Source organism: Pseudomonas sp. ES3-33, assembly GCF_000952175.1.
In the GTDB taxonomy this organism is placed as follows: domain Bacteria; phylum Pseudomonadota; class Gammaproteobacteria; order Pseudomonadales; family Pseudomonadaceae; genus Aquipseudomonas; species Aquipseudomonas gregormendelii.
In genome coordinates this window covers 1-15083 of sequence record NZ_JZRI01000103.1, presented here as the reverse complement: position 1 = coordinate 15083, position 15083 = coordinate 1, and the positions used below count along the sequence as shown (strand labels likewise).

Below are 15083 nucleotides of genomic sequence, written 5' to 3'. Positions count from 1 at the left end.
CTCTCCGTTGGGGCTGGATAACGGCGGGCAGGCACAAGAATAGACGGCAAGAAGCCTGGCATCGCCCACCGTGATGCCGCTGGATGGATCAGGCCGGTCTCCGGGCTCATGAGCGGCTGATAGCCTGACTGCGCGCCTTCCCATCTCGATTGCTCGACACAGTGGCACAAGGCGCAGTCTTCACTCATTTACCGTTGCGGGGGCAGCGCCGGGATCATGATCAGTCTTTGCTCGAAAGCGACCACTCACCGGCTTCCCTGTTTCACCCTGTCGACGACGTCACAGGGCACCTGAAACAAGCCGCGAAGGTTAGAGGGTTGGGGGTGGAGCGTCAATTAAAGTCCGGCCTGCGGTGCTGAATTGATTTACCCCCGTTGAACCATCGCGCATTTGCGCTTCTCTACTAAACAGGTCAATGCATTCATAGGGAAGGTCAGCATGCGCAAGTCCCAGCTCGTTTTCGTCATCGCCCTCGCCGGAGGACTCGCCGCTTGCGGTGAAACCTCCAGCCTGCAAGTCTCTGACGGCACCGGTCCGTCACCCAAATTGCCGGAACCGAACAAGACCCTGATACCGACGGTGAACATCGCCCCGGCCATCGGCTGGCCCGACGGTACCAAGCCGACCGCTGCCGCCGGCACCCAGGTGGCCGCTTTCGCCGAAGGCCTCGACCACCCGCGCTGGCTGTATGTGCTGCCCAACGGTGATGTGCTGGTGGCTGAAACCAACGCCCCGCCCAAACCCGAGGACGGCAAAGGCATCAAGGGCTGGGTCATGAAAAAAGTCATGGGCCGCGCCGGTGCGGGCGTGCCCAGCCCGAACCGCATCACGCTGCTGCGGGACAAGGACCATGACGGCGTCGCCGAGACCCGCACGGTGTTTCTGGAGAATCTCAACTCGCCGTTTGGCATGACCCTGGTGGGCAACGACTTGTATGTCGCGGACACCGATCGGTTGCTGCGCTTCAACTATGAAAGCGGCGATACGACGATCAAGTCTCAGCCGATCAAGGTGGTCGACCTGCCGGGCGGTACGCTGAATCACCACTGGACCAAAAACGTCATTGCCAGCAAGGACGGCAGCAAGCTGTACGTCACGGTAGGATCGAACAGCAACGTCGCGGAAAACGGCATGGACCAGGAAGAAGGCCGCGCAGCTATCTGGGAAGTGGATCGTGCCACCGGCAATCACCGCATCTTCGCCTCCGGCCTGCGCAACCCGAACGGCATGGCCTGGGAACCCCAGACCGGTGCCCTATGGACCGCTGTCAACGAACGTGACGAAATCGGCAGCGACCTGGTGCCGGACTACATCACGTCGGTCAAGGACGGGGCGTTTTACGGCTGGCCTTACAGCTACTACGGCCAGCACGTCGATGTGCGCGTCGAGCCCCAGAATCCGGACCTGGTCGCCAAGGCCATTGCCCCTGATTACGCGGTCGGCCCGCATACCGCCTCCCTGGGCCTGACCTTCGCCGAAGGCAATACCTTACCAGCGCAGTTCAAGGAAGGCGTTTTCATTGGCCAGCACGGTTCGTGGAACCGCAAACCCCACAGCGGCTACAAAGTGATCTTCGTGCCGTTCAACGCCGGCAAACCGACCGGGCAACCGATCGATGTGCTCAGCGGTTTCCTCAACGACGAGGAAAAAGCCATGGGCCGGCCGGTGGGTGTGGTGATCGATCAGCAGGGGGATTTGCTGGTGGCGGATGATGTAGGGAACAAGGTGTGGCGGGTGTCGGCTACTCAGTAACGCTGCACGCCGAAACCTGTAGGGGCCGGCTTGCCGGCTCCTACGGATTGCGTGCCAGATGTTCCGGCTGCAACACGCGCTTGGCACTCAGATACGCTTTTTGCCAATAGGCCTTGGACAGGCTGTCCAGCTTGACCGTCCCACCCGTGGCAGGCGCATGCACAAAGCGCCCTTCGCCGACATAAATTCCGGCATGACTGACCTGTGAACCGCCATTGGTGGCGAAGAAAATCAGGTCGCCCGTCTGCAACCCTTCCTTGCCCACACTGGCCGCCTGCATCCCGATCATCTCGCGGGTCGTGCGCGGCAGCGTGATACCGGCGACATCGCGGTACACATAGCCGATCAGCCCACTGCAATCAAAACCGGCGTCTGGCGTATTGCCGCCCCAGCGGTAAGGCGTACCCACCAGACCCAGGGCGAGAAACAACACGTCTTCGGCTTCAGGGGAAAAGGGTTGGGCAGGACCAAAAACCAGGGGGGCGCGAATCACCGGTGCCGGAGCGGGCGGCGGAGTGCGGCTGGCGCAGGCGCTGAGCAGCGCTGCGGCGATCATGAGTACAAGGCGGGCCGACGTCTTCATATACAGAACACCCTGATCTGGCTGCGGCTGTTTCCACCGGAAGGGCAGAAAAGAAAACCGCCGGCGCAGTGCGCAGGCGGTCAGCCATCAATAATAGATCAGGATTCTAGACGCTATACAGCAAACTTCAAGTAAGACTTTAAGTTCACCTTACAAACTGTAGGTTTACTTGCGAGCAGTGACGATGGTCGGTGCCATCGCGAGTGCTCGCTTGGCCTCAATGAAGGTCTTGCTCCAGTAGCTGTCACCCAGGCTATCGACCCGGACGCCACCGCTACGGCGGCTGCTGGAGTGGATGAACTGGTCATCACCCAGGTAGATGCCGGCATGGCTGACGCGACCGCGACGCCCATTGGTCGCGAAGAACAGCAGGTCACCCGGCTTGAGGTTGCTGCGAGAAACCAGCGGGGCATCCACGTTGATCATCTCCCGAGTCGAGCGCGGCAGGTTCATGCCGGCCTCTTCACGGAACAGGTAGCCGATGAAACCGCTGCAGTCGAAACCGGCTTCAGAAGTACCACCAAAACGGTAACGGGTACCGATCAGGGACATGCCGCGTTCAAGGATGCTGTCTGCCAGAACCGGCAGCTGGTACGACTTGCCATCAGCGAAGCTGGCGAGTTGTTTATCGATAGTCGACTCTTCCTGGAATGGAGTTTCCAGATAACGAACGGAAGAGGATTGGGCGGTAACGGAAGATTTAACCGGTTGCTGGGGCGCTGGCTCGGAGACTGGAGAGTGAGCGGCGCAGCCGAACAACAGGGTGACGAGTGCGAGAGGCACGAGGGGTGCGAAGCGATTTAGCATGGGCACGACCGTGGCTGATAGTTGTAAAGAAGCCGAGACTATGCCCGCTATCATCCTCATTTGCAAATTCAATCGAACTTTATGTGACTTTTCGGTTTCGCGATTTCATCTAAGCGCTAATGCCCTATTTAGACACTCGCGCGGCCTGCACCCAGCAGGAAAGCGGATATTCTCGCGCCTGAGAACCAGCAAAAAGCCTGCAGGGCCTGGGTTTTACCAGCCCAGGGTTTCTTTCAGAAACGGAATGGTGAGCTTGCGCTGTGCTTGCAAGGACGCCTGATCGAGCTGCTCCAGCAATTCGAACAGGGCACTCATGCTGCGCGTGCCGCGGGTCAGGATGAAGTGCCCTACTTCATCGGTCAGGTGCAGGCCGCGACGGGAAGCGCGCAATTGCAAAGCGCGCAATTTGTCTTCGTCGGACAGCGGACGCATCTGGAATATCAGGGCCAGGGTCAAGCGTGACTTGAGGTCCGCCAGCTTCACCGGCAGTTCCCGGGGCGAAGTCGATGCGGCTATCAACAGACGCCGACCACTGTCGCGCAGGCGATTGAACAGATGGAACAGCGCCTCTTCCCAATCCGCGCGCCCGGCCACCGCCTGCAGATCATCGAGGCAGACCAGTTCGTATTGTTCGAGGTTGTCGAGAATTTCGATGCCGCGATCCAGCAGCTCGGCCAGTGGCAGATACACCGCTGGCTCGCCCATCTGTTCGAAGCGCAGACAGGCGGCCTGCAGCAGGTGCGTGCGCCCCACGCCGTCCTTGCCCCACAGGTAAATCAGGCTTTCCGTCCACCCGGCGTCGGCTTCGCAGAGTCGCTCGACATAGCCGAGTGCAGCGGCATTGGCGCCTGGGTAATAATTGATAAAGGTAGCGTCATCACGCAGACGCACACCTAGGGGCAGCTGAATCGGTTTCATGCTGACTGAACAGTTCCGACGGAACCGTTAGTGGCCTCTGTGTAAAGTTTGCGAAGTTTATACCCGTGAGGCTGACCGCACAATGCGACAGACCACAAGCAAAATCAAAGGTTTGCGTTAGCTTGCCGGTTTGGTGACAGATTCTCTGACGGTGTGGGCGCCTGCAGCAAGCGTGAAACACACCGCCCGGTACGGGACCGGGCGGCAGTCAGGCCTCAATGCCGCCCGCTACAGCTCGGGCTCATCCTCGCCATTGTAGATGTCCGAATCCTTATACAAATCATGCATGTGGCGCACCAGCACCATGATCACCGCCGCCACTGGCAAGGCCAGCAGGATGCCGGTGAATCCGAACAGCTCGCCCCCGGCCAGAATGGCAAATATCACGGCGACCGGGTGCAGGCCGATGCGGTCACCCACCAGCAATGGCGTGAGCACCATGCCCTCCAGCGCCTGCCCCACCATGAACACGGCAACGATGCCGATCATGGGGTACAAATCGCCACCGAACTGGAACAGCCCGGCGATCAGCGCAGCACCGATACCGATCACGAACCCCATGTATGGCACGATGGCCGCGAGGCCAGCGATTAAGCCGATCAACAGCCCAAGCTCAAGCCCGATGAGCATCAGGCCCGCTGCATAGATGACGCCCAGCGCCACCATCACCAGCAATTGCCCGCGCACAAACGCGCCCAGCACTTCGTGGCATTCGCCCGCCAGGCTGACCACGCGCTCTTCGCTATCGCGCGGCAGCAGGCTGCGGATCTTGGCCATCATCAGGTCCCAGTCCCGCAGCAGGTAGAAACTCACGACCGGAATCAACACCAGGTTCGCCAGCCAGCCGATCACCGCCAGGCTGGAAGCCGTTGCCTGGCTCAGCACCACACCGACGATGTCAGTCGTCTGCCCCATGTGCTCGCTGATTGCCGCCTTCAGCTTGTCGAACTTCCAGAAGCCGTCCGACAAGCCGAATTTCGACTGAGCCCATGGCAGTGCCGTGTGCTGCAGCCAATCGAGCATCTGCGGGGCCAGCTCATAGAGACGCAGCATTTGCTTGGCCAGCATCGGCACCAGCACCAGCACCAGCGTGGTGACGATCAAGGTGAACAGCGCAAACACCGCGATCACACCCCAAGTGCGTGACAGCCCGGCCTTCTCCAGCCTGTCCACCAGGGGATCGAACAGATAGGCCAACAGCAACGCCACCAGGAACGGCGTCAGGATCGGATGCAACAACCAGACAAGCGCGCAGAGCAGGACGACTCCACCCAACCAGAACCAACGCCGCGTATCGGCCATGAACCACTCCTGCTTCTATATAAGGAAAGAAAAACTACCAGCGAAAACGTAACTGCGGAACCGGGGCCGGGGCTGGCGCTACGGCAGGCGCCGCACCATCGGCTGCAGGCTGAACCGGCGGCACCGGTGCAGGTGCCTCCCCGGCTGGCAACTCCTGCAACTTCGCCAGGGACAGCTGCGCCTTCAACTGTTCGGCACTGCCGCGAACCCGGTAGAGAATCCGGTCGCCATTGACGCTCTGCAGGCGCATGCCGAAGGGTTCCAGCAACCGCCCGAGGGCGGCATAGCGCTCCAGGTTCATGCCCTGGACCTCAAGTAACTGCTCGCCAGAAGCGCCTGGCTTGACCACAAAACGCGGCGCCAGTCGCTCACTGACCGCGAGCATGACGGCATCCGCGACAGCGGCCTGATCGGCACCCTGCACGCTGCCTGCTTCTTTCTTGTCGCCCATCCACAAATTCCAGGTTGCCTGCCACTGGCCGCCCTCCTCCTTGGCATGCACGGCGAGCAGGGCATCGGCGTTGTAACGCTCCGAGGCGCTGCGCAGTGGCGCCGCGTCACCGCCTTCCAGGGTCGGTCCGGTCGCCACCAGTTGTTCGCTCAGGTCCGCCAGCGGCAAGCGCAATGGCAGCCCTCGATGCTGGGCCGCGCGACGCAGCGGCGTCGCGCTGGCCTGGCCATCACCGACCAGGCTCGAACCCTCAGTGGCGTCGTTCAACCACCAGCTCAGGATCGACGGGCGATTGGCACCCCACAGGGACAAACCGGCGCGACGCAGCGCCTGCTCGGTGGTCGCAGGGTCAAAATCGACTTTCAGCACTTGCGGCGGTCCCGCTTCGAAGCCGTACTGGCTGATGATCTGCTGCGGGTCCTTGCGGATGGCGGCCAAGGCGGGATTCTGTGCGGCCTTGGGATCGCCGGTCAGGCGCAGTACCAGCGTATCCAGTGCTTCCTGGGTCGCCTGGTCGCGAATCTCCGGCGACTGGCCACTCACAGGTTGACGCACCTGATACAGACTTTTAACCGTCTCGGCATGGCCGGCCAGGCTGAAGAGAGACAAACAGCCCACAAACAAACATTTCGGAAAAAAACCCATGAAAGATTCCTGACTATTGGAGCGGCTGGAACAGGCCGCGTGAACCGGACGAGCATGGCTGTGACCACACCCTTCGGCAAAACATTCACCCGGCCCGGGCAAGTTTTTGCACTGTCATAACGATAGACGGTTAATGGCGCTACCTTATACAGCCATGAGCCAGACGACCAATACGGCCTGTGACGGTTTTTTTTCGGCCGATATGCCCCTGCCGTCGGCGTGAGGATGGCCGCTGCCCTTCAAGCCTGATAAAATCGCGCGCCTTCGCAGACCGGCAACAGCCGGGCACCCTGGAATTCGCGCACGGCACCCGCCCTCGTCTGTTCCTGCGGTCCCGCTGGACTCGGTCGTTACCCCTGAATCCCCCCTAAAGGCCTGGATCATGAGCAAGCAACCCTCCCTGAGCTACAAGGACGCCGGTGTAGACATCGACGCCGGTGAAGCATTGGTCGAACGCATCAAGAGCGTCGCCAAGCGCACTGCGCGCCCGGAAGTCATGGGCGGCCTGGGCGGTTTCGGCGCCCTCTGCGAAATCCCGGCCGGCTACAAGCAGCCTGTTCTGGTTTCCGGCACCGACGGCGTGGGCACCAAGCTGCGCCTGGCACTGAACCTGAACAAACACGACAGCATCGGCATCGACCTGGTAGCCATGTGCGTGAACGACCTGGTGGTCTGCGGCGCCGAGCCACTGTTCTTCCTCGACTACTATGCCACCGGCAAGTTGAACGTCGAGACCGCTACCCAGGTTGTCACCGGCATTGGCGCTGGCTGCGAACTGTCGGGCTGCTCCCTGGTCGGCGGCGAAACCGCTGAAATGCCTGGCATGTACGAAGGCGAAGACTACGACCTGGCCGGCTTCTGCGTCGGTGTCGTGGAAAAATCCGAAATCATCGACGGTTCGAAAGTCGCTGCCGGCGATGCCTTGCTCGCCCTGCCGTCTTCGGGCCCGCACTCCAACGGCTACTCGCTGATCCGCAAGATCATCGAAGTGTCCGGTGCCGACATCGAAAACATCCAGCTCGACGGCAAGCCGCTGACCGACCTGCTGATGGCCCCGACCCGCATCTACGTCAAGCCACTGCTCAAGCTGATCAAGGACACCGGCGCCGTAAAAGCCATGGCCCACATCACGGGTGGCGGCCTGCTGGACAACATCCCGCGCGTTTTGCCAAAAGGCGCCCAGGCGGTGGTTGACGTTGCAAGCTGGACTCGCCCTGCCGTGTTCGACTGGCTGCAAGAGCAAGGCAACGTCGACGAAAACGAAATGCACCGCGTGCTGAACTGCGGCGTTGGCATGGTGATCTGCGTAGCTCAAGAGCACGTTGAAAGCGCCTTGAACGTCCTGCGCGAAGCTGGCGAACAGCCTTGGGTCATAGGTCAGATCTCCACCGCTGCCGAAGGCGCGGCTCAGGTCGTACTGAATAACCTTAAGGCCCACTGATGCAAGAGCGGATGTCCGCCACCTGTGATGTCGTGGTGCTGCTTTCCGGCACCGGCAGTAACTTGCAGGCCTTGATCGACAGCACGCGGACCGGCGACAGCCCGGTCCGCATCGCTGCGGTGATTTCCAACCGCGCCGACGCCTTTGGCCTGCAACGCGCCAGGGACGCGGGTATCGACACCCGCTCCCTGGATCACAAGGCTTTCGATGGCCGCGAGGCCTTCGATGCCGCGCTGATCGAACTGATCGACGCCTTCAACCCCAAACTCGTGGTGCTGGCCGGATTCATGCGCATTCTCAGCGCTGATTTCGTGCGTCACTATGCGGGTCGTCTGCTCAATATCCATCCCTCGCTGCTACCCAAATACAAAGGGTTACACACTCATCAGCGCGCGCTGGAAGCCGGCGACACTGAACACGGCTGCTCCGTACACTTCGTCACCGAGGAACTCGATGGCGGACCACTGGTCGTACAGGCAGTAATACCGGTAGAGTTGCATGATTCGCCGCAGAGTCTGGCGCAGCGAGTCCACACCCAGGAACACCTGATCTACCCGATGGCCGTACGCTGGTTTGCCGAAGGTCGCTTATCACTGGATGAGCAAGGTGCTTTACTGGACGGACAGTTACTCGCCGCCAGCGGCCACTTGATTCGAACCTAGGAGATATTATGCGTCGCGCCCTGCTCTTCGCTTGCGCTCTGCTCGCCCTGCCCCTGGCACAGGCTGCAGAACTTCAACCTTTCTCCGCCAGCTACACTGCCGACTGGAAACAGTTGCCCATGAGCGGCACGGCATCGCGCAGCCTGACCAAGGAAGCCAATGGCGTCTGGAAGCTCAGCTTCGAGGCTTCGATGATGATCGCCAGCCTGTCCGAAGAAAGCACCCTGACACTGGACAAGGATACCCTGCTGCCGCAGTCGTATCACTTCGAACGTGGTGGTCTGGGTAAAGCCAAGAAAGCCGACCTGGATTTCGACTGGACCACCAAAATGGTGACCGGCACCGATCGCGGTGACCCGGTCAAGCTGCCGTTGAACCGCGGCATGGTCGACAAGTCCACGTATCAGCTCGCGCTGCAGCATGACGTGGCGGCCGGCAAGAAAAGCATGAGCTATCAGGTGGTCGATGATGGTGAAGTCGATACTTATGACTTCCGCGTGCTGGGTTCGGAAAAAGTCGACACCAAGGCTGGCCAGATCGACGCGATCAAGGTCGAGCGCGTGCGCGATCCAACTCAGAGCAAGCGCATTACCGTGCTGTGGTTTGCCAAGGATTGGGATTACCTGCTGGTCCGCCTGCAACAGGTTGAAACCGACGGCAAGGAGTACAACATCATGCTCCTGGACGGTACGGTGAACGGCAAGGCTGTCAAAGGCAGCTGATCCGCAGTTGACAAAAAAAGCCCCGCAATCGCGGGGCTTTTTTTCGCCTCGACGCCTGACACCCTGCAGCGCCCCCAGGCTTTGCGCGAGCAGGCGCCTGCAATGCAACTCTAGGAGCGAGCTCGCTCGCGATGGTGGTTAACGATGACACTGGGCACCTGACACCCCGCGGCGCCCTCAGGTTTTTCGCGAGCAAGCTCGCTCCTACAAGGGGCGTGGCAGGATTGCGAGGAAATTGTCGCGGGCGACCTTTTTGGCAACGTCCTCGGGCAACGCATCCAGAAACGGATCGAAGCTGCGCATTTCCTTGCCGAGCTTGTTGAAGCGGCCCACCACGTCCGAACCGACCATGAAACGCTCCGGAAAGCGCTCCACCAGTGCCAGCCACTCCTGGCGCGGCTTGCCCTGCTCATCCAGCAGATACGGGGTCAGCAGGCTCCAGGACAGATCGATGAATAAATTGGGATAGGCCTCCAGCATGCGAGTCAGGGTCGGCAGCAGGAAATCCAGCTGGACCTGGTGCCGGTGAATTTCCGCACTGGTACCGGCATGGGCCCAGATGAATCGGGTGTGCGGATGGTTGCGCAACGGCTCTTCGATTTCCGCGAGGTAGAGCGGATTTTTCTCGCGCTTGGAGGTGATGTTGGAATGCACCATCACCGGTAGATCATTTTCCGCAGCCAGGTGATAAATCCGCGTCATGGCCTCGTTATTGGCCCGGGGGGTGTCACCGGAGGTCAAGGCGGTGACGTCGTCATGCCGGGTGAAGACCTCGCCGATGCCCTGCCACAAGCCTGGATAGAGGTCGAGCATGCGCTGGATATGCGCCGCTGAGTTTTTGTCGTTGGGATTGAAGCCCGACAGGAACGGGTGAAAACGTTGACGCTGTTCGGGCGTCAACTTGCTCACTGCCGCCGCCACTATGACGTCGGTTGCGCTGTACCAGTACGCATCCGCATCATCACCTGCGTAGTAACGAGGTCGCTTGGGCTCATCTTCATGCCATTTCTTCGCGACCGGAATACCGGAGATCATCACATGCTCGATGCGATTGTCAGCCATCGCCTTGAGCAGCTTGGGCATGCCCGCCGTTTCCTGGAAAAAATCCACGTAATGCAGATGGGCATCGCTGTAGGCATATTCGCGCGCATTGGCCGCCGCGCTTGATAGCGCCAGCAGGCAGGCAAGGCTGAGTCGGAACGGATGCAAGGGCTATCTCCAGCGGTCAGGAACAGCGTAGACCCTCGTGGGAGCATCAGGGTTCACCGGATAGGAAAGTGGAACGCTCATTCATCAGAATGCTCTATAACTTCACGGTCCGTTTTCATTGAACGATTTTTCCTACTGCCTGCGAGGTGCACCATGACAGTTACCGTCAATACCGTCTCCGCCGAAGGTTTTCGCCACAGCGTACACATCGACGACCATGAACTCTTTGCCGATGTGCCAACCAGTTCAGGGGGTGAAGGCACCGCGCCGGAGCCGCATGACTATTTCGATGCAGCCCTGGGCGCCTGCAAGGCCCTGACCCTGAAGATGTACGCCAAAAAGAAAGACATCCCGCTGACCGGCGTAACAGTCGAGGTCAAGCGCGACAACAGTGAAGAGCAGAAAGGTAAATATGCCTTGCACGTCAAGCTGACGCTCAAGGGCGTACTCACCGACGCCCAGCGCGAAGAACTGCACCGCGTGGCCGATCGCTGCCCTATCCACAAGCTGATGACCACCACCGACGTCAGCATCGAAACCCATCTGGCCGAGGGTGCATTCAGCCAATAGCGGCAGGGGTTGCGCAGGCGGGTTATGCTCTTGGCGTCACCCGCTCAGCCTGGAATGCACCATGAACTCTCCGCTCGTGATCCGCCCTCGCATCGAAGATGTCGCGGGCCAGCCGATTCTTCGCCCGTTGCCGTCGGCCAAGTGCCGCAGCGTCGGGCCCTTCGTTTTTTTTGACCACATGCTCGAAACCCGTTATGCCGCAGGAACGGGCATGAATATCCGCCAGCATCCGCATATCGGCCTTTCCACCCTCACCTACCTGTTTCAGGGACAGCTGCAGCACAAGGACAGCATTGGCTCCGATCAGATCGTCGCGGCAGGTGATGTCAGCTGGATGACCGCGGGCAGCGCCATTGCCCATGTGGAGCGTACGCCCGCCGCCTTGACGGAAAGCGGCTTCACGATGCATGGCTTGCAGGTCTGGCTCGCCTCTCCGAAGGCGCATGAACAGGGGCCGGGACATTACAGCCACCATCCAGCGGCCACCTTGCCGGTGAGTGACAACCTTGGGGTACAGATCCGCATGATTGCCGGCTCAGGCTTTTGCCTGGAATCGCCGGTGCCGGTGCTTTCTCCTACGTTGTACGCGGAACTGCACCTGCAAACGGCCACCACCCTGCTGATTCCCACCGAACATGAAGAGCGGGCGCTCTATGTACTCGATGGCGAGGCACAGCTCAACGGCGAGCCGGTTGAAGCGCATTCGCTGGTGGTGCTGCCGGCCGGGGAACAGATGACCCTGTTCGCCGAGAGCGACTGTCATGCAGTGTTGTTTGGTGGCGCGCCACTGGACGGTCCGCGACGCATCAACTGGAATTTTGTCGCGAGTGACTCGGCAGCGATCGATGAAGCGCGACGGCGCTGGGCGGCTGGGGATTGGCCGACAGTGCCGGGGGAAAGTGAGCGTATTGAGTTGCCTTGAGAGCTGCTTTGTAAATGCCTCCGTCATCCAGCAAGCCGGTTCTTGCAGGGAAAGCAGAAAACTCGATATAAAAAAACCCGCCGAAGCGGGTTTTTTATTGCAGCTCGGTTAAACCGACAATTCAACCAACAGCTTGTTGAGACGACGCACATACGCCGCCGGGTCCTTCAAGCTGTCGCCGGCCGCCAGGGCCGCCTGATCGAACAGGATATGCGACAGGTCGCCGAAGCGCTCGTCGCTCTGCTCGCTGTCGAGTTTCTCGATCAACGGGTGAGCCGGGTTGAATTCGAAAATCGGCTTCGAATCCGGCACCTTCTGCCCACTGGCTTCAAGGATCTGGCGCATCTGCAGGCCCAGGTCCTGTTCGCCGATGGCCAGGATCGCCGGCGAGTCGGTCAGGCGGTGGGAAACCCGCACTTCGGCAACGGAATCGCCCAGCGCAGTTTTCAGACGCTCAACCAGCCCTTCTTTGGACTTGGCAACTTCTTCAGCGGCTTTCTTGTCCTCCTCCGAGTCCAGGTTGCCCAGGTCCAGGTCACCGCGTGCCACGTCAACAAAGGTCTTGCCGTCGAAATCGCTGAGGTAGCTCATCAGCCACTCGTCGATACGGTCAGTCAGCAGCAGCACTTCGATGCCTTTCTTGCGGAAGACTTCCAGGTGCGGGCTGTTCTTGACCTGGGCATAGGTCTCGCCGGTCAGGTAATAGATCTTGTCCTGACCTTCCTTGGCGCGAGCCAGGTATTCGGCCAGCGACACGACCTGCTCGCCTTCTTCGCCCTGGGTGGAGGCGAAACGCAGCAGGCCGGCGATTTTTTCCTTGTTGGCGAAATCTTCTGCCGGGCCTTCTTTCATGACCTGACCGAAGTTCTTCCAGAAGCCTTTGTATTGCTCAGGCTCGTTCTTCGCCAGTTTTTCCAGCATGTCGAGGACGCGCTTGGTCAGCGCCGATTTCATCGAGTCGATGATCGGGTCTTTCTGCAGGATTTCCCGCGACACGTTCAGCGACAGGTCATTGGAATCGACCACGCCTTTGATGAAACGCAGGTACAGCGGCAGGAACGATTCGGCCTGATCCATGACGAACACGCGCTGCACGTAAAGCTTCAGGCCTTTCGGCGCTTCGCGCTGGTACAGGTCAAACGGGGCACGGGCCGGTACGTAGAGCAGCGAGCTGTATTCCAGCTTGCCTTCGACCTTGTTGTGGCTCCAGCTCAGCGGGTTTTCGAAATCGTGGGCGATGTGCTTGTAGAACTCCTGGTATTCCTCTTCCTTCACGTCATTGCGCGGGCGGGTCCACAGGGCACTGGCGCGGTTGACGGTTTCCCATTCAACGGCCGGCTGTTCTTCGCCTTCTGCTGCCGTGACTTCTTTTGGCAGTTCGATCGGCAAGGCAATGTGATCGGAGTACTTCTTGACGATGTTGCGCAGGCGCCAGCCATCAGCGAATTCGTCTTCACCGGATTTCAGGTGCAGCACGATGCGGGTGCCGCGCTCGGCTTTCTCGATAGTCGCCACTTCGAAGTCGCCTTCGCCCTTGGACGACCAGTGCACGCCTTCGCTGGCAGCATCGCCGGCACGACGGCTGTACACGTCGACTTTGTCGGCGACGATGAATGCAGAGTAGAAACCGACGCCGAACTGACCGATCAGGTGCGAGTCTTTCTTCTGGTCGCCCGACAGGTGTTTCATGAAGTCGGCAGTGCCGGACTTGGCGATGGTGCCCAGGTGGGTGATCGCGTCTTCGCGATTCATGCCGATGCCGTTGTCTTCGAGGGTGACGGTTTTGGCGTCTTTATCGAAGCTCACGCGGATTTTAAGTTCCGCGCCACCTTCCAGCAGCTCGGGCTTGGCCAGGGCTTCGAAACGTAATTTGTCGACAGCGTCAGAGGCGTTCGAGATCAATTCGCGAAGGAAGATTTCCTTGTTGGAATACAGCGAATGGATCATGAGGTGCAGCAGCTGCTTCACCTCGGTCTGGAAGCCCAGGGTTTCCTTTTGAGTTTCCACACTCATGGTCATCAAACTCCAATCAGATGGCAGTGGCCGCGACCTTCAGGGTCGGCGGCGGGTTGTCATCAGAGTTGGGGGCATGGATCAGGATTTCAAGGGCTCATCGATTTTGAAATGCGCTCGCGCCGTGGCAATCGGTTCATGTTGGGTGCTTTGCCAGGCGGTAATGGCCACGTTGGCAACACGCCGCCCCTGGCGGCACACCTGGCATCTGGCCCAGGTATCACGAAACTGCCCGGCCCGCAGGTAATCCAGGGAAAAGTCGATGATCTTCGGCACGCCCGGCGAACCGGTAAACACCAGCAGGTGCAGCGCTGCAGACAACTCCATGAACCCGGCAATCACTCCCCCATGGATCGCCGGCAATAAAGGGTTACCAATGTTGTCCTTGTTCGCCGGCAAGCGAAACAGCAACTCATCCCCCACTCGCGAGCATTCGACACCGATCAGCTTGGCGTAGGGAATCAGGTGCAACAGCGAGGCATAGTCGCCCTGCTCATGAGCCTGCTGCAGTTGCGTCTTGAAGGCGTCATTCATTTTGCACCTCCAGCCACAGCGGCGCCTGTGCCTTTGCTGCCCTTGATCACCTTGCCCATGCGCATGAAGGTGCCCACCACATGGGCTATGGGTTGCCCGGGATCGTCCTGGTAAGCGAAACCGCGGGCGAAGATCACGTCGGTGGTCACGCGGTAGCATTGCGCGAAACCGTACACGTCCTTATGCGGTTCAGCCGCGTGCATGTAGTCGATGCGCAGGTCGAGTGTGGGACAGACTTCGAATTCGGGCAGGACACAGAGGGTGGACATGCCGCAAGCGGTGTCCATCAGCGTGGTCAGGGCACCGCCATGGATGACGCCGGTCTGCGGATTGCCAACGATTTGGGCGCTATAGGGCAGGATGACGGTGAGCCCCTCCTGGCTAGCGCTGTGGACGCTCAGCCCAAGTACGTGACAGTGTCTCAACGCCGAAAGAAACCGCGTCGCGCGCTCAAAAACGGGGTTTTCAGCCATTTATCAAAATCCTTCCAAATGTTAAAGAATCGCATCAAGCACTGTCGCCAAAAGTTCCTGTAAGAATATTCTTATATAT

The 15083-nt window shown here is 59.9% G+C and carries 15 protein-coding genes, 1 pseudogene and 1 riboswitch; of the genes and pseudogenes, 7 read left to right on the top strand and 9 right to left on the bottom strand.

Annotated elements, in window-relative coordinates; translation table 11 throughout:
- Window positions 1-74 precede the first annotated feature (74 nt).
- Window positions 75-309, bottom strand: a riboswitch (cobalamin riboswitch).
- 129 nt (window positions 310-438) lie between these two features.
- Window positions 439-1752: a PQQ-dependent sugar dehydrogenase gene (locus UB23_RS17485; protein ID WP_045060559.1), complete on the top strand. Its 1314-nt coding sequence runs from the start codon at window positions 439-441 to the stop codon at window positions 1750-1752.
- Window positions 1753-1792: 40 nt separating this feature from the next.
- On the opposite strand, the gene UB23_RS17480 is transcribed toward UB23_RS17485, so the two are convergent.
- From UB23_RS17480 to UB23_RS17460, 5 genes are all read right to left on the bottom strand, one after another.
- Complete coding sequence (locus UB23_RS17480; RefSeq protein WP_045060558.1) at window positions 1793-2335, bottom strand: C40 family peptidase; 543 nt, start codon at window positions 2333-2335, stop codon at window positions 1793-1795.
- 165 nt (window positions 2336-2500) lie between these two features.
- A complete protein-coding gene (locus tag UB23_RS17475) occupies window positions 2501-3142 on the bottom strand; it encodes a C40 family peptidase (RefSeq protein ID WP_045060557.1) in 642 nt (213 codons plus the stop codon).
- A 213-nt stretch (window positions 3143-3355) separates the two neighbouring features.
- The gene (hda, locus tag UB23_RS17470) at window positions 3356-4060 is read right to left on the bottom strand and encodes a DnaA regulatory inactivator Hda (RefSeq protein ID WP_045060556.1); all 705 of its coding nucleotides are present in this window, start codon (window positions 4058-4060) and stop codon (window positions 3356-3358) included.
- A gap of 228 nt (window positions 4061-4288) precedes the next feature.
- Window positions 4289-5362 carry an AI-2E family transporter gene (locus tag UB23_RS17465; RefSeq protein ID WP_045060555.1) on the bottom strand — a complete coding sequence of 358 codons (1074 nt, stop codon included), beginning with the start codon at window positions 5360-5362 and terminating at the stop codon, window positions 4289-4291.
- Window positions 5363-5396: 34 nt separating this feature from the next.
- Window positions 5397-6458: a DUF2066 domain-containing protein gene (locus tag UB23_RS17460; protein ID WP_045060554.1), complete on the bottom strand. Its 1062-nt coding sequence runs from the start codon at window positions 6456-6458 to the stop codon at window positions 5397-5399.
- Window positions 6459-6840: 382 nt separating this feature from the next.
- Here UB23_RS17460 and purM point away from each other — a divergent pair, with 382 nt between their 5' ends.
- The 4 genes and pseudogenes from purM to UB23_RS30310 all read left to right on the top strand — a co-directional run.
- Window positions 6841-7899 (top strand): phosphoribosylformylglycinamidine cyclo-ligase, encoded by a 1059-nt coding sequence (gene purM, locus UB23_RS17455; protein ID WP_045060553.1) that lies wholly within the window; start codon window positions 6841-6843, stop codon window positions 7897-7899.
- An 11-nt stretch (window positions 7900-7910) separates the two neighbouring features.
- Window positions 7911-8561, top strand: a complete 651-nt coding sequence (gene purN / locus UB23_RS17450) for a phosphoribosylglycinamide formyltransferase (protein WP_045060552.1) — start codon at window positions 7911-7913, stop codon at window positions 8559-8561.
- Between the two features lie 8 nt (window positions 8562-8569).
- Window positions 8570-9283, top strand: a complete 714-nt coding sequence (locus tag UB23_RS17445) for a DUF3108 domain-containing protein (RefSeq protein WP_045060551.1) — start codon at window positions 8570-8572, stop codon at window positions 9281-9283.
- Window positions 9284-9414: 131 nt separating this feature from the next.
- A pseudogene (locus UB23_RS30310) lies at window positions 9415-9492 on the top strand (outer membrane lipoprotein carrier protein LolA); the annotation flags it as partial.
- Here the strand turns inward: UB23_RS30310 and UB23_RS17440 are convergent.
- A complete protein-coding gene (locus tag UB23_RS17440) occupies window positions 9488-10492 on the bottom strand; it encodes an amidohydrolase family protein (RefSeq protein ID WP_045060550.1) in 1005 nt (334 codons plus the stop codon). The pseudogene UB23_RS30310 and the gene UB23_RS17440 sit on opposite strands and share 5 nt — an antisense overlap.
- 153 nt (window positions 10493-10645) lie before the next feature.
- Between UB23_RS17440 and UB23_RS17435 the strand changes: the two genes are divergently transcribed.
- Window positions 10646-11062 carry an OsmC family protein gene (locus tag UB23_RS17435; protein ID WP_045060549.1) on the top strand — a complete coding sequence of 139 codons (417 nt, stop codon included), beginning with the start codon at window positions 10646-10648 and terminating at the stop codon, window positions 11060-11062.
- A gap of 61 nt (window positions 11063-11123) precedes the next feature.
- Window positions 11124-11984 carry a pirin family protein gene (locus tag UB23_RS17430; protein ID WP_045060548.1) on the top strand — a complete coding sequence of 287 codons (861 nt, stop codon included), beginning with the start codon at window positions 11124-11126 and terminating at the stop codon, window positions 11982-11984.
- Between the two features lie 108 nt (window positions 11985-12092).
- Here UB23_RS17430 and htpG read toward each other — a convergent pair whose 3' ends face one another.
- The 3 genes from htpG to UB23_RS17415 form a co-directional block, all read right to left on the bottom strand.
- A complete protein-coding gene (gene htpG / locus UB23_RS17425; protein ID WP_045060594.1) occupies window positions 12093-13997 on the bottom strand; it encodes a molecular chaperone HtpG in 1905 nt (634 codons plus the stop codon).
- An 81-nt stretch (window positions 13998-14078) separates the two neighbouring features.
- The gene (locus UB23_RS17420) at window positions 14079-14531 is read right to left on the bottom strand and encodes a PaaI family thioesterase (RefSeq protein ID WP_045060547.1); all 453 of its coding nucleotides are present in this window, start codon (window positions 14529-14531) and stop codon (window positions 14079-14081) included.
- A complete protein-coding gene (locus tag UB23_RS17415; protein WP_045060546.1) occupies window positions 14528-15004 on the bottom strand; it encodes a PaaI family thioesterase in 477 nt (158 codons plus the stop codon). The genes UB23_RS17420 and UB23_RS17415 overlap by 4 nt, the downstream gene beginning before the upstream one ends.
- Between the last annotated feature and the right edge of the window lie 79 nt (window positions 15005-15083).